Origin of the sequence: Nocardia bhagyanarayanae, assembly GCF_006716565.1 — a bacterium.
Lineage (GTDB): Bacteria > Actinomycetota > Actinomycetes > Mycobacteriales > Mycobacteriaceae > Nocardia > Nocardia bhagyanarayanae.
Genome location: NZ_VFPG01000001.1, coordinates 5,159,343 through 5,179,374 on the forward strand (window position 1 = coordinate 5,159,343; position 20,032 = coordinate 5,179,374).

Below are 20,032 nucleotides of genomic sequence, written 5' to 3' on the forward strand. Positions count from 1 at the left end.
TGGGACGTAGCCCGGCCTCGTCGCGGTAACCATCACCGCTTCTTCTCGGGCGATGGCAACCGGACCGCATCCCAGGGCACCCAGTGCCGCAGGGTGGTCTCGGTGAGCTTGTTGCGGGTGCGGTAGTCGACCGCGACCTCGGCATACCAGGCGACGTAGTGCCCCAGGTGCAGCCGGACCCAGCCGTACTGGGTCGCCTGGACCCACGGTTCTTGGAACCTCGGGTCCAGGCTGTTCGACGCGACGCCCAGCGACGGACGCTGCGGTCCCGGCCGGTTCGGCAGCAGCCAGATCCGCTTGGGATCGACCAGGACCGGACGCGGTCGCGGCAGGCGCCGGACCGCCGACCAGCCATCCTCGCTCACCGTCGACCACCCAACCCGGCCGCCCGCCAATTCGAACACATGTTCCCATCATGACATGTCTACGGACCGGTCGGAATGCCCCCCGCTACTAAAGTTGCTGAGCTTGCGCGACGAGCTCCAGAAACGTCCACAGCTCGCCGGTGTCGTAGGTCTCGGGCGCCTCGCTGCCGCCAAGGAACGGGTAGGGCGTCGCGATGTAGACCTGCTCCGGCGCGAGCGGCCCGAGCAGCTCGCGAATCCGCGCCACATGCTCGGTGCGCAGCACGTAGTCGGCGAAGCCTTGCTCGCGCAGCACCCGATCCGCGAACTCGGCCGGATCGGCGAACGCGCCGTATCCCTTCGCGGCGGCTCGGTAGGGATGCAACACCGCGCACTCCCCCGACTGGCTGTTCACCAGGAACGTGTGCCCGAGATCCGAATATCCGAAAACGAGATCGAACTGCGGAAAGTGCGGCGCCCACGCCGGCATCGCCTCGACCATCGGCCGCTGTCCGATCAATTGAAAACCTTCGACTGTCACGCACCGATCCAATCAGCTGAGGCTGCCTGCTGTCTCCACGCCGCGCGGTCGCCGCGCCTCGGTGAGTCGTCTACCCGGCCGCTAAGTTGCCGAATGAGCAAAGTTGCACAAACGGCATGTTTTGCTACGGTGAATGGCGTGACAGTGGAGGAAGCCACGGGCCTTCGGGAGCGCAAGAAGCGGGAGACGCGTCTCGCACTGAGCCGGGCCGCGATTCGGCTGTCGATCGAGCGCGGCTGGGACAACGTGACGGTGGAAGCCATTGCGGCGGAAGCGAATGTCTCCGTGCGGACCTTTCGCAACTACTTCGCCAACAAGGCGGAAGCGATCGCGGCGAGTCACGCCGAGCGCGCGCTGCGCATCGCCGACGAGCTGCGGGCGCGACCGAGTGACGAGCCCCTGTGGGATTCGATCGTCGACGCGGTGCTGGCCCAGTTCGCGGCGGGCGAGCGCGCCGGTGCTGATTCCGAGGCCGAACGACGCTGGCGCGACGCGTTGCGGCTGATGTTGGCCGAGCCCGCGTTGCAGGGCGAGGTGGCCAAGGCCAACGCGGTCGCGCAGAGCGCACTGGCGGCGGCGGTCGCGGAGCGGACCGGCACCGACGCGTCGCGAGACGTGTACCCGCAGCTGGTGGCCGCGGTGATCGGCGCGGGCAGCGCCGTGGCCGTCGAGCATTGCTTGCGCGCCGAGGAACCGGTCTCGCTCGCGCGGGTGCTGCGCGATGTGTTCGAGTGCCTCGCCGCCGGACTTCCTGTCCCGTAACGCTTTCCGATAGTCCTCGATTCAGGAGATCTCGATGACCACCGATGTCGTCATCGTCGGCAGCGGCCCGACCGGGCTCATGCTGGCGTGTGAGTTGAGCCTTGCCGGGGTCCGGCCGATCGTGCTGGAACGCCTGCCGGAGCCGAGCGTCGAGCCGAAGGCGAACGGGTTGCTCGGCCAAGTGGTGCGCATGATGGACCGCCGCGGCCTTTTCGAGCGTCTCGGCGGCAATCCGGCTCCGCCGCAGCCGAACTCCGCGTACTTCATGTTCGCCGCCATGGATCTGGACCTGACGCTGCTCGACGACAGCCCGATCTACGCGCTGCCCGTGCCACAGCATCGCATCCTCGCGGTACTGGCCGAGCGGGCCGCCGAGCTCGGGGCCGAGATTCGCTGGGGCCACGAGGTTCTCGGCATCGAGCAAGACGACGATGTCGCCGTCGACGTCGCGGGCCCGGACGGAAACTATCGGCTGCGGGCCCGCTATCTCGTCGGTGCCGACGGTGCGCACAGCGTCACGCGCAAGCTGTCGGGCATCGGGTTTCCCGGCGTCACCTACGACCGGACGACGGTGCGATCCGCGCACGTCACCCTTCCCGCGGCATCCCTCGACCCCGAGACAGGCGCACTCCAGGTTCCGGGATACGGCGCCATCCGGCCCTTCCAACCGCACCGCACCGAGCACGGCGGGTTCTCCTACGCGCCGCTGCCCGGCCATCCACCGCTGGTCAGCACCACCGAATGGGATCAGGCCGAAACCCACGCGCCGATGAGCCTCGACGAAATGCGAGCGAGCATCCATCGTGTGCTCGGCGCCGAGGTTCCATTGGACGCGCCGCAAGGCCGAGGCCCGCACGTGTTGCGCCGGCTGACCGGTGGAAACACCCGGGTGGCCGAGCGATTCGCGCACGGCCGGGTGTTCCTGATCGGCGATGCCGCCCACGTCTACGCGTCCGGCGGCGGTCCCGGCCTCAACGTCGGCCTGCAGGACGCGGTCGGCCTCGGCTGGAGACTCGCCGCCGAGATCGACGGCCACGCCCCGCCCGAACTGCTCGCCGGCTACGAGATAGAACGCAAGCACGCCGCCCGCCGCATGGTGATGAACGCGCGAGCGCAATCCGCGCTCATCGCGCCCGGCCAGGACGTCGAGGGATTGCGCGAGCTGTTCACCGAACTCCTCCGCGACCGAAACACCGTGCAGCGTCTCGCGGATCTGATCGCGGGCGCGGATGTCGAGTACGACATGGGCGTCCCCGACGCGCACCCGCTGGTCGGCCGGTTCGCGCCGGATATGGATGTGCGCACTCCGCGCGGAACATTCCGCCTCGCGGAGCTGACCAGATCCGCACGCCCGTTGCTGCTCGACCTGACGGACGACGCTTCGGCCGCGACATCGCTCGCCGCGGAACCGTCGGCTCGCGATCGCATCGAGATGATCACCGGCACAAGCGAATCCGCTGTTACCGCCGTGATGATCAGACCCGACGGTTACGTCGTGTGGGCTTCCTCCTCGCGAAAACCGGCCGCCCCGGAATTGGCGGCGCTCCATGCCGCCGCGCAACGATGGTTCGGTGTGCCGATCCCCGGCTCGGCGGGATCGCACGGCTGACAGTCGTTCGGCGCGAAACGCGATCGTGCGATGTTTTGCGAATCGATGACGGGAATATGTCGATTGCGATCAGAAATCGCGAATTGTCTGCGCTGGCGGCGCCTGTCGAGTTATCGTCGGCAAGCTCACCGCCATGCCCGCGCAGATCGAAGCGCCCGCGGCGAGTGCCCAGGTCAGCGAACCGGTCAATATCACAACGCCGCAGGCCAGAGCCGTGGCGATGAGGGCGCACAGCACGGCCGTACCGCGCTCGATGCCGATTATCCGGCGAGCTCGGTCGTTCCGTGAATTCATATCGTTGTGATACCCCGAAGCCCCGTGATTGAAACGTGATTTCTTGTTTCGTGTCGTGGGACGGTGTTATCAATTGCGCCGGTATCGAACTCACTGCCTGATCAGCCGCTGACCCGCTCGGCTCGCCTGTTCCTGACCGCGGTCGCGCGATAGTGCGCGGGCGGCACGCCGTAGCGCCGCACGAAGGACTGACGCAGCGTCTCGGCGGAGCCGAAACCGCAGCGCGCCGCCACCGCGGCGATCGGCGCGTCGGTGCTCGCCAGCAGGTGTGCCGCCGCCTCCACCCGGGCTCGGCGCACGTACCGGCCCGGCGTCACCCCGGCATGCTCGACGAACAACCGCGTGAGGTGTCGCGCGCTGGTCCCTTCGCGTGCGGCGAGCGCGGCCGTGGACAGATCACCGGACAAGTTCGCGGCGATGTGCGTCGCGACCCGTCGGACCAGTGCGTGCTCCGCCATGGGCTCGGCGGTGAACATGCTCATCTGCGCCTGATTGCCGGGCCGCTGGAGATAGGTGACCAGCCCGCGGGCGACGTGGCGGGCGAGTTCGGCGTCGTGGTCCTCCTCGATGAACGCGAGCATCAGATCGAGCGCGCTCGTCATGCCCGCCGCTGTCGCGATGTGGCCGTCTCGGATGTAGATCGGATCAGGATCGACCGTGACAGCCGGGTGCGCGGCGGCCAACTGGTCGGCCGCTATCCAGTGCGTGGTGGCCCGCTTCCCGTCGAGCAGCCCCGCCGCGGCCAGCACACTCGCGCCCGTGCAGACCGAGGACACCCGCCTGCTGACCGCGGCGAGGCGCCGGACGTGCGCCACCAGCCGCTGGTTCGCCGCGGCCCGTCGATGGCCGAGGCCGCCGGAGACGACGAGGGTGTCCAGCGGACCGGTCGACCGTTCCAGCGAGCGCTCCCCCGCGAGGCGCAAACCGGAGTCGCAGGTGATCGCCCGGCCGCCGGGCGTAACCAGGTGCACCGAGTAGGCGGGGTCGGCGCCGAGCCGGTTGGCGCCGTCGAGCGTGGAGGTGACACACGCGATGTCCAGCAGCTCGGCGCCGTCATAGCCGATGACCGCCACGCTACGCATTCCGTCACTGTAGGCCGGAGACGGGCGCTCGTGGCGGTTCGGACCGGTATCCCAAGAAAACGGACATCCTTGCGCCGCGTGGTCGTCCGCGTGCGCGCATCGAGGGAGCGTGAACGAAGCGATCGACGGAGGGTGGCGCGATGGATGTCCGGACGGAATCGAAGCGGGAGAGCGGACCGTCGTCGGTGGTCGCCGCTGCCCATCGCTGGCCGAGCGCGGTCGCGGTGGTGGTGACGGTCCTCGTCTGGCCGAGCGGCGCGGAACAAACCGTCCGGGTCCTCGCGGAAATGCTCGTGCTACTGCCGATGATCTACCTGCTGACCGCCGCCGTCGGCCGTCCCCGCGTGGTATGGCTCGTATTGGCCGCGCTCGGCGCGTCTTTCGCGCTCGTCGGCACTCAGGACCGGGTGCCGTTCTCGTTCGTTCTCGCCGCCGTCGCGGCGGGCGCGGTCGGCTGGGCATGGGCGTTCGACAGGCTCGATCGCGTGTTCTGGACGCAGATCGCGGGCACGCTCGTGTTCGTGGCGATCGCGCTGGCCGCCCAGCACACCGACCCGACCGCGGCGCGCTACCTGGTCGCTGCGGGCTGGATCGGCCACGGACTCTGGGACTTCGCGCATCACCGCGCCAACCGCGCCGTGGCCCGCTCGTTCGCGGAGTTCTGCGCGGTGGTCGACGTGCTGATCGGCGCCGCCGTCCTGCTCGTGCCTTGAGGGATCAGCTCGCCTCGCGACAGTGAATTCCGCTCGTTCGCAACTCCTTTGACATGTCATGCCTGCCGCGCTGTGGTCGAACGGGTCGTCTGGCTATCTCGCAGCTCATTCGAGGCATTCGATCGTTCGATCTCGCGCCCGCACCGTAGTCCTCTCGCTCTTGTGCGTGGTCGTGCGTTTCACATATCGGACCGTTCCGGCTTTTCGCAGGAAGAACGCGGTTACACGCGACTCACATTCGGCGTAGCGTCGAAGACTAGGGGCGTGATGTGACTCAGCCCACCTCTGAACGAGTGAGGCTATAAGAGGGCTCCGTTTCGCACACGCGCTGATATCGAGTGGATGGCAAACCAGGAGTGACCATGAAGGGTGGAGCGAGATTGGCGGCGGGGGTGGCAATCGGATACGCGCTGGGCCGCACACGCAAAATGCGGCTGGCGATGATGCTGGCGGGCGCGGGATTGAGCAGGCAGGCGGGGGGCCCGCAGGAGCTCCTGCAACGCGGTGCGTCGGTGCTCGGGTCGTCGAAGGAACTGACCAAGATCACCGACACGATTCGCGGCGAGCTGATGGACGCCGCGCGGGCCGCGGCGGTCACCGCCGCGAGCAACCGCATCGACGCGTTGAACGCACGCCTCCAGGGGCGCGGCGAGAGCGCCGAGGCGGAGGAAGACACCGGCGAGGAAGAGCGGCCCGAAGACGCGGACGACTACGCCGAAGAGGACTACGAATCCGACGAAGACCGAGAGGACGAAGAGGAAGACGAGGAGGACACCGAACCCGAGAAGGGCAAGAGGTCGTCATCCACCCGCGCGCGGACGCCCACGCGCCGTCGGGCCGCGGCGTCCAGCTCCAGGTCCAAGGCGTCCAGCTCAGGGGAGCGTAAGCCGACAGGCGCCCGACAGCGTCGAGCCCGCGCCGACACCGCGGACAGCGCGCCCGTGCGACGCACGAGGAGGTGACCGCAATGGCTGCGAAAGCACTCGAAGAGGTCACCCGCAAGCTCGGCGAGACCGCGACCGGAGCCGCGAGCAGGGCCAAGAAGACGGCCGAGTCCGGCACACCGCAGCAGCAGCTGCAGGACTCGCTGCGGAATCTCACGGGAACCATCGCCGAGCGTGCTCTCATGCGTGTCGCCGACCGGGTATCGGGAACAGCCGATCGCCTCACCCAAGTGGCCGAGGGCGGCGGCGGCAACCTGTTGTCGGCGTTGACCGGGGTCGAGAAGCTCGCCGAAGGCAAATCACCGATGTCCGCGGCGATGAGCGCGGGTGTGGAGAAGCTCAAGAGCTCCGCCACGGAGAAGTTCCAGGATGTCAAGGAGTCCCTGACCGGAGGCAAAGGCAAGGGCAGCGGCGGCAAGAAGCTCAAGCTGACCAATATCGTCGAGCACATCGATGTCGGTGTCCCGATCGACCTCGCCTACGACCAGTGGACCCAGTTCGCGGACTTCCCGAAGTTCATGAAGAAGGTCGAGCAAGTCGAGCAGGTCTCCGACGAGAAGCTCGAATGGTCCGGCAAGGTCTTCTGGTCCAAGCGGACCTGGAGTTCCACCATCGTCGAGCAGGTGCCGTTCGAGCGGATCGTGTGGCGCTCGAAGGGCCACAAAGGCTATATCGACGGCGCGGTGACCTTCCACGAACTCACCCCCGATCTGACGCGGATCATCGTGGTGCTCGAGTACCACCCCGCCGGGTTCTTCGAGAAGACCGCCAACCTCTGGCGTGCGGCCGGCCGCCGGGTTCGTCTGGAGCTCAAGCATTTCCAGCGTCACGTCATGACCGAGAGCGTGCTGCACCCCGACGACATCGTGGGCTGGCACGGCGAAATCCGTGACAAGAAGGTGGTCAAGGACGACGAGACAGCCCGTCGTGAGGAGGAGGAAGAAGGCGAGGACGAGGAACGCGACGAGGCCGGCGAAGGCGAGGAGCGCGACGAAGCCGAGGAAGAGGAGACGGACGAGGACGAAGAACCCGACGAAGACGAAGAACCTGACGAGGACGAGGGCGAACGAGACGAGGCCGAGGAAGAAGAACCCGACGAGGACGAAGACGAAGAACGCGACGAGGCCGAGGAAGACGAGGAAGCCGAGGAAGACGAGCGGCCCGCCCGTCGGCCCGCGGCGCGCCGGCGCACCACACCGGCGGTGCGTCGCACCACATCAGGGAGCAGGCGCGGCACCCCGGAACGCCGTTCGACCGCGCGCAGGAGGCAAGAAGCATGACTATCGAACCCGCGGGTGGCGGCGGCGTCGCGGCCCGCCCGAACTCTTCGGGCTTGGCCGACGTCATCGACACGATTTTGGACAAAGGCCTGGTCATCGACGCGTTCGTGCGCGTGTCGCTGGTCGGTATCGAACTGGTGACCATCGACGCCAGAGTCGTGGTGGCCAGCGTCGACACTTATCTGCGATTCGCCGAGGCCGTCAATCGACTGGAGATCTCCGACACCGAACCGAAGGGCCTGCCTGACCTGGTCGGCGAGGTCGCCAGCGGCGGTGCCAAGCACAAGACCCAGGGCGCGCTCGAGGCCGCCGGCGAGAAAGTCCTGAACTTCATGGACGACGTCGAGGCGAGGCGCGAGAAGCAGAGCCGGTCGACGAAACGCAGGGAGGATTGATGTCCACCGAACAAGCGACCGAAGCGCGAGAGAAGGAAAGCGCTGGGAGTACCGCGGTGTACGTCTACGGGATCGTGCCCGCGGATGTGGAACCCGAGGAGCAGGCCTCCGGTGTCGGCGAGCGCGGCGTCAGTGTGGTGCGACACGGGGAGATCGCCGCGTTGGTCAGCGAGATCTCGACCGACCGCCCGCTCGGCACCCCTGCCGACATGACCGCGCACGCGGAGCTGCTGGACGGCTCGGCCGCCGTGGTACCGGTGCTGCCGCTGCGGTTCGGAGCCGTCATGTCCACCACGGAAGCGGTGGAGAAGGAGCTGCTCGAGGCCCACGAGGACGAATTCCGCTCGGCGCTCGAGGAATTGGAAGGTCGGGCGCAGTTCGTGGTCAAGGGTCGCTACGTCGAGAAGACGATCCTGCGGGAACTGCTCGACGAGAACGCCGAGGCGGCTCGGTTGCGTGACGCGATCCGTGACAAGGACGCGGATGCCACGCGCGACGCCAGGATGGCGCTCGGCGAGATCATCAACCAGGGCATCGAATCGAAACGAGCCCAGGACACCCGCCGGGTGCTCGATGCGCTCGACGAGCTGGAACCCCTGGTCAACGAGCGGCCCCCGACCCATGAGCAGGACGCGGTGCACGTCGCGATCCTCGTGGAGGTGGCCAGGCAGGGCGACTTGGAGGACGCGTTGGCAAGGCTCGCCGACGAGTGGGAGGACCGCGTGACCTTTTCGCTGCTCGGCCCGATGGCGGCTTACGACTTCGTGATGAAGCGCGCACCGGAAGGGGAGGGCTGACCGGTGGGGTTGATCTCGGCGATCGTCACGTTGCCGCTCGCTCCGGTCCGCGGCGTGATCTGGCTCGGTCAGGTCATCCAGGACGAAGTCGAACGGCAGCTGAACGATCCGGCGACCATCCGGCGTGAGCTCGAGGCGATCGACGAGGCCAGGGCGGCCGGTCAACTGTCCGAGGAAGAGCACGCGCAGGCCCAGCAGGCCGTTCTCGACCGGATGATGCGCCCGCGCGGCAATGCCTGACCGGAAGGAGTGATCCGAGTGTGCGCCCGGAGAGCGGATGACGAGACCGAGGACGGCGGCGGCCGATCGCCTTGCCGGACCGCCGGGCAGGCGGCCGCGGTGGCGATCGCGGCGCTGGCCGAGCTGACTTCGAAGCAGGCCGAGGGAGCGACCTCGGCCGAGCCCATCGAGGAGGGCTGGCTGGTGGAGGTCGAGGTGCTCGAGGACCGTCGCATCCCCTCGTCGGCGGACATGCTCGCGCTCTACGAGGTCGAGCTCGATTCGGACGGGAATCTGGTGGCGTACCGCAGAACCCGGCGTTACAGCCGTGGTAGCACCGATATCGGCGCGAGGGGTACGCCATGACCGTCGTGAACAGCGGATCACCGGCGCCGGAGCCGTACGGCGGCGGCCACCGGTCGACGAACCTCGGCGACATCCTCGAGCGGGTCCTCGACAAGGGCCTGGTCATCGCGGGCGACATTCAAGTCAATCTGCTCGATATCGAACTCCTCACGATCAAGCTGCGACTGGTGGTCGCGTCGCTGGAAACCGCGAAGGCGGTGGGCATCGACTGGTGGGAGACCGATCCCTGGCTCAACAGCAAGGCACGCGCCCTCGAGCGGCAGGACCACGATCTCGAACTCGAGAACCAGAAGCTGCGCGATCGGATCGCCGAACTGGAATCGCGAAAGGAGATCGGCGGCAAGCCCATCGAGCGCGCACGCGAACGGGAGGAAGAGCGAGGCCGTGACTGACGCCGACGGAGTCTGGCTGTACGCGGTGACCAGCGCCGCGGACCTCGGGGAAGACCTGGGCGACCTGACCGGCGTGGCCGGGGAGGCGGTGCGGGCGGTGGTATCCGGCGATCTCGCGGCAGTCGTGGGATCGGTGCCGCTCGCGGTCTTCGGTGACGAGCCGCTGCGCCGGAATCTGGAGGATCTGACGTGGCTGGAGGCGACGGCTCGGGCTCACGACGCCGTGGTCTCCGCGCTGGCGCGACGGGGCGCGGCCGTGCCGCTGCGCTTGGCCGTCGTGTTCCTCGACGACGACCGAGTGCGCGGCATGCTCGACGAACGCCGCGCGGCCTTCGAGTCGGCGCTGGACCTGATCCGGGGGCGGACCGAGTGGGGCGTCAAAGCCTACGGCGACCGGGCCGCGCTCACCGCCGCGGTGGCCGAGGCCGATCTGGCCAGGACCGAAAGAGGCGGCGCGGGAACGGCTTATCTGCTACGGCGGCGCGCGCAGTTGTCCGCGCGCGAAACCGTCGAACGCGACGCGGCCGAGCGCGCCGACCAGATTCACGAGCGCCTGGTCCGCCAGGCCGCGGCGGGTCGGCGTCAGCCGCTGACCGATCCGGTGCTCAACGGCCGCCGGGACTGGATGGTGCTGAACGGCACCTACCTCGTCGACGACGACCGCGCCGACGAATTCGCCGCGGTGGTCGAGGATCTCGGGAAGCAGTTCCCCGGCATCCGGCTCGAGCTCACCGGGCCGTGGCCGCCGTATTCGTTCGCCGGTGCCGAACGGGAGGTGTGATGACGCGCACCGACAGCGAGCGACGCGTCGCGCTCATCGATCTGCTGGATCGGGTGCTCGCGGGTGGCGTCGTCGTCACCGGCGACATCAGGCTCTCCATCGCGGACGTCGACATGGTCCAGATCTCGCTGCGCGCCCTGATCTCCTCCGTCAGCACCATCTCCGTCAACCCGCTCGCGCCGGTGGCGCGCAGTGCACTGGAACCGACCCCGGATGACTGAATTCGACGGCCTGTCACCGCGTATCGACGCCGATCCCGAATCCGTCGAACGCGGACTCGTCACGCTCGTGCTCACCCTGGTGGAGCTGCTGCGGCAGTTGATGGAGCGCCAGGCGCTGCGCCGCGTGGACGACGGTGACCTGAGCGAGGCGCAGATCGAACGCATCGGCACCACCCTCATGCTGCTCGAGCAGCGCATGGACGAACTGCGCGACCACTTCGGTCTCACACCCGAGGACCTGAACATCGACCTCGGACCCCTGGGGACGCTTTTGCCCGAACAGTGACGGGTGTCCGCTCCCGCCTCCCCAGCTTCATGCGCGAATAGCCGAGCGTTCGCGACAGCTCATCACCAACTATGCGGCGAGCAGGAGGTCTGGATCCTCGGCCACGGGGGTGCCGCCCGCTCGTTCCAGCAGGCGGGCGAGGGCGTCGGCGACGTGGCGGGGCTGCTCGAGGATCACCGAGTGGCCCGCGCCCTCGACCATGACCAGGTCCGAGTACTCGATGGTGGCGGCCATCGCCACGGAGTGCGAGGGCGGCGTCATCAGGTCGGCCGAGCCGCACAGCACCAGCGTCGGGATCTTGGAGAGGACGGCGAGCGCGTCGGTCTGGTCGTAGACCATGAACGCGCTCAGGAAGCTCGCCATCGTCACGATCGACGTCTGATTGTGCATCGCGTTGGCGAGGGTCAGCACCCGAGGGCTGACCTTGCGATCGCCGAACTCGGCGGTGCGGATGAGGGGTGCGAAAACCTTGCAGGCCATGCGCTTCGCGTGCTGCATCATGCTCGGCGCGCGCCGGACGGCGGCCTGGAACAAGGAAATGACCGGGTTGCGCAGGAGGCGGCCGAAGCCCGCGTCGGCGAGCCCGTTGGCGGCGGTCGCGATGAGCGCGACGCCGACGACGCGAGTGCCGATCTCGTGCGGGTACAGGCTGGCGTAGGTCAGCGCGGTCATGCCACCCATCGAATGGCCGACCAGCACGACCGGCCCGGAGGGGGCGACGGCGTCGAGCACATCGCGCAGGTCGTGGCCGAGCTGCTCGAGGTTGTAAGTCTGGCGGGACGCGACGGCGGAGTCGCCGTGGCCACGGTGGTCGTAGCAGACGAGCCGGCCGCCCGGATACTTGCGCATCAGCGCGTCGCGGACGTAGGCCCAAGACGCGGTGCGCAGGCAGTGTCCGTGCAGGAGCACCACGGTGAGCTCCGCGTCTGCCGGGCCGTATTCGCGAAGGGCGAGTTCGACGCCGTCTCGGGTCGAGACCGTGGCACGACGACCCGCCGAGGTGGCGACTGTGCTGGTGATCGACATCGGAGGCTCCGGTTCGCTGGGGATTACGTGTCCAACTGTCCGCCGGATCCGCCGCCGTCGTGAGTGCCCCGAGAGCTGAGGTCGCTTCCCCAAGGGGTGAACAGATCACCACCTTGGTGGGATCGGATCTACGCGGCGCAGAACTCGTTGCCTTCGGGGTCGCGCATGACCCACCAGTGCCCGGCGGGTCCGTTGTCGAACTCGCGGACACGGGTCGCGCCGAGCCCTTCCAGCCTGGCAACCAGTCCCTCGAGGTCGCCCTGCTCGCCGTGCACGTCGATGTGCAGGCGGTTCTTGCCGGACTTGTCCTCGGGTACGTCCTGGAAGAGCAGTCGCCTGCCGCGCCCGACGCCGCTGAGCGGATCGAACGGATCCTCCGGGTGCCGGATCCCGGCCATGCCGCGGAAGATCTTGCGGCCCCCATGCTCGACAACCGCGTCCTCGCCGAGGTGGCCCGCGGCGAGCAGCTGCTCGATGAGCGGGCTGGGGTCTTCCACCTCGTACTCCAGGGCCGCGGCCCAGAAGTCCGCGAGGGCGGGCGCGTTCTTGCTGTCGATGACGAGTTTCCAGTTCAATGCCACGCGCCGGAAACTACACCGCCGGTACGACAGAAACGCGGCGCCTGGTTCTCACCGGCACAGCGCGTCGACGATCGTCCGGCCCAGCCATCGCGTGTATCGCTCGAACGTCCACCCCTGCTGGAGCACCAGCCATTCGTAGTTGTCGATCCGGAAGTAGTTGGCGAGAACGTCGCGCACCTCGTCGAGTTCGATGCCCGCGCGCAGTTCGCCCGTCGCCAGCCAGTCGCGGCCGACGATCGTGGCTCCGGCCAGTGCCTCGGCGCCGAGCTGATCCCAGACGGGCGCCAGGGAGTCGTCGACGTGCCTGCCGTCCCGAATCAGGATGATCACCTGCGCGGCTCGACGTTGACGGTGGGCGAGCCCCCGGGTGAACATCTCGATCTTGCGATGAATCTCGGATTCGGCGCGCATCGCAAGCTGTTCCGGCCGTTTGGCGACCGGGATCGGCTGATCGTCTCCGGCGATGACGAAGTCGAACACGGCCTTCGCGAGATCGGCCTTGCTTCCGAAGGAGTTGTAGAGCCCCTTCACCGAGACACCCGCCCGTTCGGCCACCGCGGCGAGCGTCGTCGCGCGAAAGCCGTCGCGCTCGAACAGTTGCTGCGCGGCGACGACGACGGCGCGGCGCCGCGAGCGTGCGCTCTCGCGTCTCTTGGAAGCGTCGTAGCGCCTCTTGACGCCGTGGGAGCCGGGGTCCATGCTTTTAAGTACAACTCGATTGAAGCGAATTTGCGAGTCCCGATGGGCCTGCTCTTCACGAGCACGTCGACCGATCTGTCTCCGTCGCGATAGGCAGCATTCACCCCGATGGCCGGCGGCGCCCGAGTGGAGATCGACCCGATCCACCGAAGACCAAGCCGACTCGGCGATTTCGCCGAAGGTCGGCCGATCCCGCCAAGGAGATCACGATGACGACCACGCTCGCCAAAGTTCCCCCCGCCCGCATAGTCCGGCTCGTCGAAGGCGCGCGTTCGCGTCTTCAGTCGATCGATCACAAGCTGATCCCGGCGCCTGTCAGCATGCTCGAAATGATCACCGCCAGCTGGCTGACGCAAGCCGTCTACACCGCCGCGAAGCTCGGCATCGCCGACGAGCTCAGCGCCGGTCCACTCGACGCCGAGGAACTGGCGGAAAGGGTCGGCGCGAACCCGGACGCACTGCGTCGGCTGCTTCGCCTGCTCTCGAGCCGATCGCTGTTCCGTCACCGCAAGGACGGTCGGTACGAACTCACCTCGCTGGGCGACACCTTGCGCACCGACGCACCCATCTCGATGCGCGCGTTCGCCTTGCTCGTGGGCTGCCCCGAACACTGGGAGCACTGGAGCATGCTCGCCCGCTCGGTCGAGACGGGCGAGGAAAGCGTGACCAGGCTGCGCGGAATGGGCGTCTTCGACTACATGGAGACGAACCGTGAACTCGCCGAGATCTTCAACGACGCCATGACGACCGTCTCGGACATGTCGATACCCCCAATTCTCGCGGTGTACGACTTTTCCGCGTTTCGCACGATCGCCGACGTGGGCGGTGGCCACGGTCGCTTGCTTGCCGCGATCTTGAAGCAGGCGCCGCGCAGCACCGGGATTCTGTTCGACCTGCCCTCGGTGACCGCGGGCGCGCCGCCGCTGCTGCGCGAGCACGGGGTCGCCGACCGCGTCACGATCGAATCGGGGTCCTTCTTCGATGCCGTCCCCGCGGGCGCCGACGCCTATGTACTCAAGCACGTCGTCGAGACCTGGGACGACGCCAGAGCCCTGCACATCCTGCGGAACGTACGCCGCCGAATCGCCCAGGACGGCCGCCTGTTGCTCATCGAAGCCGTACTCCCGCAAGACGATTCGCCGCACTTCGGCAAGCTGCTCGACATGGAGATGTTGGTGTCGGTGGGAGGCCGGGAGCGGACGGCCGCCGAGTACGGCGAACTTCTCACCCGCGCCGGATTCCGCCCGCGGCGGGTTCTCCCCACGGCATCACCGGTCTCGGTGATCGAAGCCGAACCCGACCCCGGTCACGGTCGGTAGCGCCAAAGCGCTGGCCCCACTCGTTGTCGGCGCGGCGGTAGCCCAGATGCATCGAGAAACGGGCGCCGCCCGGCCGTGCCATGCCGGTACCGCGGTGGAAGGTGCCCAGCTCGAACAGTTCCTCGGGCTGTTTCACCGAGACGGCAAGGCGTGGATGATGTCGAGGGCCTGGCCGAGGTTGTCCAGGCGAGCGGTGAGGGTGTCGCCCGCGGGATAGAGGCGGACGGTGTCGACTCCGGCTTCCTGCCAGACCCGCAACCGGTCGCGCACCATGTCGTACGTTCCGATGAGGGTGGTGGCCAGCACCATCTCGTCGCTGATCAGCGCCGCCGCACCGGCGCGGTCGCCGGCGTGCCAGCGCTCGTTCACCCGGGCGGCGATATCCGACCAGCCCTGCCTGCTGTAGGCGCTGTTGTAGAAGTTCGTCGTGCTGGTGCCCATCGCGCTCAGCGAGAAAGCCAGCTCCAGTTTCCGGCTGCCGAGCACCTTCGGCAGCTCGGCCTCGTCGGCGACGATGTTCACTTCCGCGCCTTGGCAGATGTCCAGATCGGCCCGGGTGCGACCGGAGCGGCTCAGGCCTTCGTCCAGATGGGAGAAGTACGCCTCGTCCGCGCCTTCCGGGACGAAGCTGGTACCCAGCCAGCCGTCGGCGATCTCGCCGGTCAGTTCCAGCATCTTCGGCGACAGTGTCGCGAGGTAGATCGGCACCGACACCGGCTCCAGGCTGACCCGCATCGGCTTGCCCTGCCCATCGGGCAGCGGAATCTGGAATTCGCTTCCCCGATAAGCGATCTTGCCGCCGGTGAACACTTGGCGGACGATCTCGACCGTCTCACGCATGCGCCGCAGCGGGTGGGCGAACGGTACGCCGTGCAGCCCTTCGATGACCTGCGGACCCGAGGCGCCCAAGCCGAGCAGGAACCGGCCACCGGATAGCTGCGCCAACGTCATCGCGGTCTGGGCGATGGTGACCGGTGACCGGGTGCCGAGCTGAATGACGCCCGACCCCAACAGGATTCGCTCCGTGCGCGCGGCCAGATAACCCAGTGGCGAGGGCGCGTCGCTCCCCCACGCCTCGGCCACCCAGCACATATCGAGGCCGAGCTTCTCGGCTTCGACGACGAACTCGCTGATCGTGTGCCAATCACCGCCGGTGCCTTCCACGGTCGTCGCGGTGCGCATCACTTCTCCTGTTCGGCGAGCCGCTTGATGGCGGCGAGGTTGGTTCGGATACCGCTCTCGAATTCGCGCAGTCGCACGAAAACGATCTTCTGCTCCTTGTCGGGCATCGCCTCGATCGCGAGACTGAGCCCGGACGGCGCCGGTCCCATCTGCGCTTCCTGGCGCAGTGTCGTCCCCGAACCGGTGGGCTCGAGCGCGAACCGCCACACCGACGACGGATGAGCGGGATCGCCTATCGCCCAAGCGAATCGACGGCGTTCGTCGTATTCCACCACCGTGCTGACCGTCTCCCATTCGCCCAGGGACGGATGGGCATTGCGGCCGACGAACCGGTGCCCGACGCCGGGTCCGGTGGCCTCGTCCAGCCACGCCACATCCCGCACCTCGGCGCTGAGCTTCGGCATCAGGTGAATATCGCTGATCAGCTCCCACACCGCGTCCGCGCCCGCCTCGATGTAGACCTCCTCGGCCACCACCGGCACGTCCGCGTAGACCTGACCGGTCCACTCCATTTCCGAACCTTCCCGCTAGCCTCTCTACCTCCATAGTTGCGTAGATAGACCCACTACGCAAATCCAGAATGCCGGTTCTAGCTGCTGAGTCTCATAAATAGATCCGCTAGCATGGTCGAATGAGGCGTACCTCGTTCGCACACTGGCCCTGCTCGTTCGCGCGCACCATCGACCTGCTCGGCGACTGGTGGACCCCGATGGTCATGCGCGAGGCGTTCTACGGGTTCCGTCGATTCGACGAGTTCCAGCAGGAGCTCGGCATCGCCAGAAACACGCTGTCCGAGCGGCTGCGCCGACTGGTCGAGGCCGGATTGCTCGACAAGGTCCTGTACGAAACGCAGCCGCCGCGATACGAGTACGTGCTGACCGAATCCGGGCGCGATTTCTACACCATCGTCGCCGCGATGACCCGGTGGGGCGATCGGTGGCTCGCCGACAGCGATGGACCGCCGCTGGTCTTCCACCACGAGCTGTGTGGGCACGACAGCACGGCCGAGGTGGTATGCGGCCACTGCCGCGAACCGATCGATGTCGACGACGTCGTCCCGCGTCCCGGCCCGGGCTACCCCGCGAAATTGCTCACCCGACCGGACGTGCGGCGTCGATTCCACCTCGACGAATCCGACGACGCCCGGCCGGGCGACGACCCCGCGCGGGCCGAGAACACCGCGACTCCGTAGCGCGTTCGGTCGAGCCCGCATCGGACCCTCTCCCGCGCTGGCGGACTGCCGGGGTGAGCCATGCCCACCGCGCCCGGATGCTCGGGGACCGATCGCGTTCGCGATCGCGAAGCCGAGGAATTCCGAGACCGGCGCCCGCTTGCTCGATCAAGCGAGGATGTAAGGAAAAACCACCGCGCCGTCTTTTCGACTGCGCGGTGGTTCGGTGGTGTTACCGGCGTGCCTGGCTAATGATCTTGCGACAGCGCCAATGCAGGTAATTCACGCTGAGCCACAGCGTCCGGAAGGCAGGGTTGCGGGTCTGCTTGTGGTGGTAGCGGTAGTAGATCTGCTGGGCGGTGACCGCGAGCCGGAACAGTCCGAAGGTCTCGTAGGACGTCCAGTTGTCGGTGCTCGAACCAGCACGTTCGCAGTATCTTTCGACGATCTCGGCGCGGGTGAGCATACCGGGCAGGTGGCTGGGCTGGCGACGGGAGAGACGCGCGATCGGGTCGTCGTCGCCTTGCACCCAGTACGCCAGCGCGCTGCCCAGCTCCATCAGCGGATCACCGAGGGTGGCCAGTTCCCAGTCCAGCACACCGGCGACACGCAGGTCGTCCGGGTCGCTGTCGTCGAGGACGAGATTGTCCAGCCGCCAGTCGTTGTGGATGACGCAGGTCCCAGTCGCCGCTGGATCCGATACTCGCGAACCATGTCGTGCGCGGAGCTCGCTTGTGGCCGACGGGCGCGCGACGCAGGATCAGGCCGGCTTCCGGGTAGCGCAGCAGATAGGTGAGATTCGATGCGCCGCCTGAGAATTGGGTGAGTTCCGGCTGGCCGGTCAGCCCGTCGACGCGCTGTTCGAGCCAGTCGTCGGCGCGCGCGAGGTCGAAGCTGTCTTCGGCGCGGACCGCGCCGAGTTTGTCGCCCATCAGCTGACTTTCGCGACGACGCGCAGCGGCAGTAGGCGCATCACGGCCGCCAACGGCAGGCCCGGCCACGCGGGGACCTTGGCTTGAACGCGTTCGGCCTCGATGGCTTTGACCATGGCCTGGACGCCTTTTCGGGTCGAGACCATCAGCGGCGTGCGGCCCGCGGCGGCGGTCATCTCCGATTCGATGTACGCCGGGTACAAGGTGGTGACCGCGATCGGAGTGTCGAGCAGCTCGGCTCGGATTCCCTCGGCGAGCGCCGCGACACCGGCTTTGCTCGCGGCGTAGGTGGTGAGGTTGCGCGGCAGGCCGCGCATCGCGCTGATCGAGGAGACGACCACGAGGTGACCGGACCGCTGATGGCGGAAGATCTCCACCGCGGCCTCGCATTGGGCGAGTGCCGCAATGAAATTGGTCTCGGCGGTCTGCCGGTTGGCGTGGAAACGTCCGGTGCCGATCGGCTGGCCTTTGCCGAGACCGGCGTTGACGATCACCCGGTCCAGGCCGTCGAGCTCGTCGCGGAAGGCGTGAAACACCTCGAAGACCGCGTCGTGGTCGTTGACGTCGAGTTCGCGCACGCTCACCCGGATGCCCGGGTGCGCGGCGAGCAATTCGTCGCGCAGCTGGTGCAGCCGATCTACGCGGCGCGCGCACAGCGCGAGATCGCGTCCTTTCGAGGCGAAGTCGCGGGCCATCTCCTCGCCGAGGCCGCTGCTGGCGCCGGTGATCAGAATGCGCTTCCGGGTGGTCATCGACGATCCTCCTGATGTTGGAATGCGTGCGGCAGGGTCACGCGCGGTCCCGATACCGGGCGAGTTCGACACGGGCGACGACGCCGAGGTGCACTTCGTCGGGGCCGTCGGCCAGCCGCAGTGCCCGTGCCGCCGAGAGGAATCCCGCCAGCGGAGTGTCGTCGGACAGTCCCGCCGCGCCGTGCAGCTGGATCGCCATGTCGATCACCGAGTAGGCCATGCTCGGAACCGAGGCCTTGACCTGCGACAGCTCGCTGATCGCCGCCGCGGCTCCCCCGGTGTCGAGCAGCCACGCCGTGTGCAGGACTTGCAGGCGTGCTTGGTTGATCGCGATGCGCGCCTGCGCGATACGTTCGCGGTTGCCACCGAGATTGATCAACGGTTTGCCGAAACCGTGGCGGCTGCTCGCCCGTTCGCAGGCCAGCTCGAGCGCGCGCTCGGCCATGCCGATCAGGCGCATGCAGTGGTGGATCCGGCCCGGTCCGAGGCGGCCCTGGGCGATCTCGAAGCCGCGGCCCGGACCGGCGATGATCGCGTCCAGCGGCAGGCGAACGTCGGTGAACGACACTTCGCCGTGGCCGTAGGGCTCGTCGTAGTAGCCCATGACCGGCAGCATTCGTTCCACCCGAACGCCTTCGGTGTCCAGTGGCACCAAGACCATCGAGTGCCGTGTGTGCCGGTGCGCGTCGGGATCGGTCAAGCCCATGAAGATGACGAATCGACAGTTCGGGTGGCCGATGCCGGTGCTCCACCACTTGCGGCCGTTGAGCACGACGCTGTCGCCGTCCACGATCGCGGTCGCGCTCATGTTCGTCGCGTCCGAGGACGCCGCGTCCGGCTCGGTCATGCAGAACGCCGAACGAATCCGGCCCTCCAGCAGCGGCGTCAACCACTCGGCACGCTGGGCGTCGCTGCCGTAGTGCACCAGCACCTCGGCGTTGCCGGTGTCGGGGGCGTTGCAGTTGAACACCTCCGGAGCCAGCAGCGAGCGACCCATCAACTCCGCCAGCGGCGCGTACTCCACCACCGACAGCCCCGCCCCGTACTTGTCGTCGGGCAGAAAGAGGTTCCACAGCCCCTGCTCGCGCGCGGCGGCCTTGAGTTCCTCGACGACGGGGGAAACGACCCATCGGTCCGAAAGATTGTGCAGCGTGGCGAAATAGTCCGCCTCGCGCGGCGTGATCTCATTGTCGATGAACGTGCCGACTCGGTCGATGTAGTCACGGGCGACCGCTGAATGTGTGAAGTCCACGATGGCTCCTTTTCGATTCCCCCCGACACGGCGACAGTAGAACATTTCTAAGCAATGCTCAATAAGGCGCGCCCGTACGGCTCGCCGCGTGG

25 protein-coding genes and 1 pseudogene are annotated in these 20,032 nt (G+C 67.6%); 15 read left to right on the forward strand and 11 right to left on the reverse strand.

Annotation, left to right across the window (positions count from 1 at the left end):
* Positions 1-32: 32 nt before the first annotated feature.
* Both FB390_RS22350 and FB390_RS22355 read right to left on the reverse strand, forming a co-directional pair.
* Positions 33-365, reverse strand: a complete 333-nt coding sequence (locus FB390_RS22350) for a hypothetical protein (RefSeq protein ID WP_141810695.1) — start codon at positions 363-365, stop codon at positions 33-35.
* An 88-nt stretch (positions 366-453) separates the two neighbouring features.
* Positions 454-885 carry a T6SS immunity protein Tdi1 domain-containing protein gene (locus FB390_RS22355; protein ID WP_221639346.1) on the reverse strand — a complete coding sequence of 144 codons (432 nt, stop codon included), beginning with the start codon at positions 883-885 and terminating at the stop codon, positions 454-456.
* A 138-nt stretch (positions 886-1,023) separates the two neighbouring features.
* Here FB390_RS22355 and FB390_RS22360 point away from each other — a divergent pair, with 138 nt between their 5' ends.
* Together FB390_RS22360 and FB390_RS22365 are read left to right on the forward strand one after the other, a co-directional pair.
* Positions 1,024-1,647 carry an acyl-CoA-like ligand-binding transcription factor gene (locus FB390_RS22360; RefSeq protein ID WP_246124161.1) on the forward strand — a complete coding sequence of 208 codons (624 nt, stop codon included), beginning with the start codon at positions 1,024-1,026 and terminating at the stop codon, positions 1,645-1,647.
* Between the two features lie 34 nt (positions 1,648-1,681).
* Positions 1,682-3,256, forward strand: coding sequence for an FAD-dependent monooxygenase (locus FB390_RS22365; protein ID WP_141810697.1), 1,575 nt, complete (start codon positions 1,682-1,684; stop codon positions 3,254-3,256).
* A gap of 395 nt (positions 3,257-3,651) precedes the next feature.
* On the opposite strand, the gene FB390_RS22375 is transcribed toward FB390_RS22365, so the two are convergent.
* Positions 3,652-4,632: a GlxA family transcriptional regulator gene (locus FB390_RS22375; protein WP_141810699.1), complete on the reverse strand. Its 981-nt coding sequence runs from the start codon at positions 4,630-4,632 to the stop codon at positions 3,652-3,654.
* A 140-nt stretch (positions 4,633-4,772) separates the two neighbouring features.
* Here FB390_RS22375 and FB390_RS22380 point away from each other — a divergent pair, with 140 nt between their 5' ends.
* From FB390_RS22380 to FB390_RS22425, 11 genes are all read left to right on the forward strand, one after another.
* Complete coding sequence (locus tag FB390_RS22380) at positions 4,773-5,345, forward strand: hypothetical protein (protein WP_141810700.1); 573 nt, start codon at positions 4,773-4,775, stop codon at positions 5,343-5,345.
* Between the two features lie 362 nt (positions 5,346-5,707).
* The gene (locus tag FB390_RS33675; RefSeq protein ID WP_185757136.1) at positions 5,708-6,307 is read left to right on the forward strand and encodes a hypothetical protein; all 600 of its coding nucleotides are present in this window, start codon (positions 5,708-5,710) and stop codon (positions 6,305-6,307) included.
* 5 nt (positions 6,308-6,312) lie between these two features.
* Positions 6,313-7,569 (forward strand): SRPBCC family protein, encoded by a 1,257-nt coding sequence (locus FB390_RS22385; protein ID WP_141810701.1) that lies wholly within the window; start codon positions 6,313-6,315, stop codon positions 7,567-7,569.
* On the forward strand, positions 7,566-7,964 hold the full coding sequence (gene gvpJ, locus FB390_RS22390; protein ID WP_097244002.1) for a gas vesicle protein GvpJ: 399 nt from the start codon (positions 7,566-7,568) through the stop codon (positions 7,962-7,964). Before FB390_RS22385 ends, gvpJ (FB390_RS22390) begins: the two co-directional genes overlap by 4 nt.
* Positions 7,964-8,761 (forward strand): GvpL/GvpF family gas vesicle protein, encoded by a 798-nt coding sequence (locus FB390_RS22395; protein ID WP_141810702.1) that lies wholly within the window; start codon positions 7,964-7,966, stop codon positions 8,759-8,761. The genes gvpJ (FB390_RS22390) and FB390_RS22395 overlap by 1 nt, the downstream gene beginning before the upstream one ends.
* Before the next feature lie 3 nt (positions 8,762-8,764).
* Positions 8,765-9,001, forward strand: a complete 237-nt coding sequence (locus tag FB390_RS22400) for a gas vesicle protein GvpG (RefSeq protein WP_141810703.1) — start codon at positions 8,765-8,767, stop codon at positions 8,999-9,001.
* An 18-nt stretch (positions 9,002-9,019) separates the two neighbouring features.
* Positions 9,020-9,346 (forward strand): gas vesicle protein GvpO, encoded by a 327-nt coding sequence (gene gvpO / locus FB390_RS22405; RefSeq protein WP_141810704.1) that lies wholly within the window; start codon positions 9,020-9,022, stop codon positions 9,344-9,346.
* Positions 9,343-9,738 (forward strand): gas vesicle protein GvpJ, encoded by a 396-nt coding sequence (gene gvpJ / locus FB390_RS22410; RefSeq protein WP_141810705.1) that lies wholly within the window; start codon positions 9,343-9,345, stop codon positions 9,736-9,738. Before gvpO ends, gvpJ (FB390_RS22410) begins: the two co-directional genes overlap by 4 nt.
* Positions 9,731-10,519: a GvpL/GvpF family gas vesicle protein gene (locus FB390_RS22415; RefSeq protein ID WP_141810706.1), complete on the forward strand. Its 789-nt coding sequence runs from the start codon at positions 9,731-9,733 to the stop codon at positions 10,517-10,519. Before gvpJ (FB390_RS22410) ends, FB390_RS22415 begins: the two co-directional genes overlap by 8 nt.
* Positions 10,519-10,740: a gas vesicle protein gene (locus tag FB390_RS22420; protein ID WP_141810707.1), complete on the forward strand. Its 222-nt coding sequence runs from the start codon at positions 10,519-10,521 to the stop codon at positions 10,738-10,740. The genes FB390_RS22415 and FB390_RS22420 overlap by 1 nt, the downstream gene beginning before the upstream one ends.
* Complete coding sequence (locus FB390_RS22425) at positions 10,733-11,026, forward strand: gas vesicle protein K (RefSeq protein ID WP_141810708.1); 294 nt, start codon at positions 10,733-10,735, stop codon at positions 11,024-11,026. Before FB390_RS22420 ends, FB390_RS22425 begins: the two co-directional genes overlap by 8 nt.
* Before the next feature lie 69 nt (positions 11,027-11,095).
* Here FB390_RS22425 and FB390_RS22430 read toward each other — a convergent pair whose 3' ends face one another.
* The 3 genes from FB390_RS22430 to FB390_RS22440 all read right to left on the reverse strand — a co-directional run bounded on the left by FB390_RS22430 (position 11,096) and on the right by FB390_RS22440 (position 13,479).
* A complete protein-coding gene (locus FB390_RS22430) occupies positions 11,096-12,052 on the reverse strand; it encodes an alpha/beta fold hydrolase (protein ID WP_141810709.1) in 957 nt (318 codons plus the stop codon).
* A 128-nt stretch (positions 12,053-12,180) separates the two neighbouring features.
* The gene (locus FB390_RS22435) at positions 12,181-12,633 is read right to left on the reverse strand and encodes a VOC family protein (RefSeq protein WP_141810710.1); all 453 of its coding nucleotides are present in this window, start codon (positions 12,631-12,633) and stop codon (positions 12,181-12,183) included.
* 48 nt (positions 12,634-12,681) lie between these two features.
* Positions 12,682-13,479 carry a TetR/AcrR family transcriptional regulator gene (locus tag FB390_RS22440; protein WP_246124162.1) on the reverse strand — a complete coding sequence of 266 codons (798 nt, stop codon included), beginning with the start codon at positions 13,477-13,479 and terminating at the stop codon, positions 12,682-12,684.
* A gap of 62 nt (positions 13,480-13,541) precedes the next feature.
* Between FB390_RS22440 and FB390_RS22445 the strand changes: the two genes are divergently transcribed.
* Positions 13,542-14,651, forward strand: a complete 1,110-nt coding sequence (locus tag FB390_RS22445) for a methyltransferase (protein WP_141810711.1) — start codon at positions 13,542-13,544, stop codon at positions 14,649-14,651.
* Positions 14,652-14,783: 132 nt separating this feature from the next.
* Here the strand turns inward: FB390_RS22445 and FB390_RS22450 are convergent, their stop codons facing one another.
* The gene (locus FB390_RS22450) at positions 14,784-15,833 is read right to left on the reverse strand and encodes an LLM class flavin-dependent oxidoreductase (protein WP_141810712.1); all 1,050 of its coding nucleotides are present in this window, start codon (positions 15,831-15,833) and stop codon (positions 14,784-14,786) included.
* Positions 15,833-16,345, reverse strand: coding sequence for an SRPBCC family protein (locus FB390_RS22455; RefSeq protein WP_141810713.1), 513 nt, complete (start codon positions 16,343-16,345; stop codon positions 15,833-15,835). The genes FB390_RS22450 and FB390_RS22455 overlap by 1 nt, the downstream gene beginning before the upstream one ends.
* A gap of 119 nt (positions 16,346-16,464) precedes the next feature.
* On the opposite strand from FB390_RS22455, the gene FB390_RS22460 reads away from it, so the two are divergent.
* Positions 16,465-17,025 carry a winged helix-turn-helix transcriptional regulator gene (locus FB390_RS22460; RefSeq protein ID WP_141810714.1) on the forward strand — a complete coding sequence of 187 codons (561 nt, stop codon included), beginning with the start codon at positions 16,465-16,467 and terminating at the stop codon, positions 17,023-17,025.
* A gap of 211 nt (positions 17,026-17,236) precedes the next feature.
* Here FB390_RS22460 and FB390_RS22465 read toward each other — a convergent pair.
* The 3 genes and pseudogenes from FB390_RS22465 to FB390_RS22475 all read right to left on the reverse strand — a co-directional run bounded on the left by FB390_RS22465 (position 17,237) and on the right by FB390_RS22475 (position 19,940).
* A pseudogene (locus tag FB390_RS22465) lies at positions 17,237-17,936 on the reverse strand (phosphotransferase).
* Positions 17,936-18,688: an SDR family oxidoreductase gene (locus tag FB390_RS22470; RefSeq protein WP_141810715.1), complete on the reverse strand. Its 753-nt coding sequence runs from the start codon at positions 18,686-18,688 to the stop codon at positions 17,936-17,938. The pseudogene FB390_RS22465 and the gene FB390_RS22470 overlap by 1 nt, the downstream one beginning before the upstream one ends.
* 37 nt (positions 18,689-18,725) lie before the next feature.
* Positions 18,726-19,940: an acyl-CoA dehydrogenase family protein gene (locus tag FB390_RS22475; protein WP_141810716.1), complete on the reverse strand. Its 1,215-nt coding sequence runs from the start codon at positions 19,938-19,940 to the stop codon at positions 18,726-18,728.
* Positions 19,941-20,032: the final 92 nt, after the last annotated feature.

Bases quoted from the DNA above. Each gene is read 5' to 3' on its own strand.
- FB390_RS22430 (WP_141810709.1), bottom strand. From the start codon at position 12,052: ATGTCGATCACCAGCACAGTCGCCACCTCGGCGGGTCGTCGTGCCACG.
- FB390_RS22425 (WP_141810708.1), top strand. From the start codon at position 10,733: ATGACTGAATTCGACGGCCTGTCACCGCGTATCGACGCCGATCCCGAA.
- FB390_RS22450 (WP_141810712.1), bottom strand. From the start codon at position 15,833: ATGCGCACCGCGACGACCGTGGAAGGCACCGGCGGTGATTGGCACACG.
- FB390_RS22445 (WP_141810711.1), top strand. From the start codon at position 13,542: ATGACGACCACGCTCGCCAAAGTTCCCCCCGCCCGCATAGTCCGGCTC.
- FB390_RS22380 (WP_141810700.1), top strand. From the start codon at position 4,773: ATGGATGTCCGGACGGAATCGAAGCGGGAGAGCGGACCGTCGTCGGTG.
- FB390_RS22460 (WP_141810714.1), top strand. From the start codon at position 16,465: ATGAGGCGTACCTCGTTCGCACACTGGCCCTGCTCGTTCGCGCGCACC.
- gvpJ (WP_097244002.1), top strand. From the start codon at position 7,566: ATGACTATCGAACCCGCGGGTGGCGGCGGCGTCGCGGCCCGCCCGAAC.
- FB390_RS22470 (WP_141810715.1), bottom strand. From the start codon at position 18,688: ATGACCACCCGGAAGCGCATTCTGATCACCGGCGCCAGCAGCGGCCTC.
- FB390_RS22455 (WP_141810713.1), bottom strand. From the start codon at position 16,345: ATGGAGTGGACCGGTCAGGTCTACGCGGACGTGCCGGTGGTGGCCGAG.
- FB390_RS22365 (WP_141810697.1), top strand. From the start codon at position 1,682: ATGACCACCGATGTCGTCATCGTCGGCAGCGGCCCGACCGGGCTCATG.
- FB390_RS22420 (WP_141810707.1), top strand. From the start codon at position 10,519: ATGACGCGCACCGACAGCGAGCGACGCGTCGCGCTCATCGATCTGCTG.
- FB390_RS33675 (WP_185757136.1), top strand. From the start codon at position 5,708: ATGAAGGGTGGAGCGAGATTGGCGGCGGGGGTGGCAATCGGATACGCG.
- FB390_RS22385 (WP_141810701.1), top strand. From the start codon at position 6,313: ATGGCTGCGAAAGCACTCGAAGAGGTCACCCGCAAGCTCGGCGAGACC.
- gvpJ (WP_141810705.1), top strand. From the start codon at position 9,343: ATGACCGTCGTGAACAGCGGATCACCGGCGCCGGAGCCGTACGGCGGC.
- FB390_RS22395 (WP_141810702.1), top strand. From the start codon at position 7,964: ATGTCCACCGAACAAGCGACCGAAGCGCGAGAGAAGGAAAGCGCTGGG.
- FB390_RS22375 (WP_141810699.1), bottom strand. From the start codon at position 4,632: ATGCGTAGCGTGGCGGTCATCGGCTATGACGGCGCCGAGCTGCTGGAC.